Source organism: Flagellimonas lutimaris (assembly GCF_051494225.1).
GTDB lineage: Bacteria > Bacteroidota > Bacteroidia > Flavobacteriales > Flavobacteriaceae > Flagellimonas > Flagellimonas lutimaris_A.
In genome coordinates, this window is record NZ_JBNPYE010000029.1 from 1 (window position 1) to 472 (window position 472).

At 48.9% G+C, this 472-nt stretch carries 2 protein-coding genes; both read right to left on the reverse strand.

Annotated elements, in window-relative coordinates:
• A partial coding sequence (locus ACQQ5U_RS19395) for a gluconate 2-dehydrogenase subunit 3 family protein (protein ID WP_437400113.1) occupies positions 1-278 on the reverse strand: 278 nt, incomplete at its 3' end.
• A partial coding sequence (locus ACQQ5U_RS19400) for a GMC oxidoreductase (protein ID WP_437400115.1) occupies positions 278-472 on the reverse strand: 195 nt, incomplete at its 5' end. The genes ACQQ5U_RS19400 and ACQQ5U_RS19395, both read right to left, overlap by 1 nt.

Below are 472 nucleotides of genomic sequence, written 5' to 3' on the forward strand. Positions count from 1 at the left end.
ACAAATTCCCTTTGGTCCAAAGGCATCACTTCATCGAGATAGGCATCGATAAAAACGTGCACGTTCACTTCGGTTGCCGAAGGAGTGTCCGTTTTTGGAAGGATCACGTCCAAGGTCTGTGCCATGGCATATCCGTGTTCCTTGTCCAGGAAGCTGGGGGTCCATTCGGCGTAGGCCGGTTTGTTCTTACAGCTTTGCAGTAAGGACAACAATGTAGGGGTGGCCACGGCGTAACCGAAGGCCAATCCCATATTTTTGAGTGCTGATCTTCTTTCCATTATATATTTCCTTTTTTAAGTTCTTGGGCGGCGTGGTTGGCTGCCCTTGCGGTAAATGCCATATAGGTCAAGGATGGGTTCACACAACTTGCGGAGGCCATAAAGGCACCATCGGTAACATATACGTTCTTACAGGTGTGTACTTGGTTGTTGCCATTTACAACGGAAGTCTTTGGGTCACGGCCCATACGTGC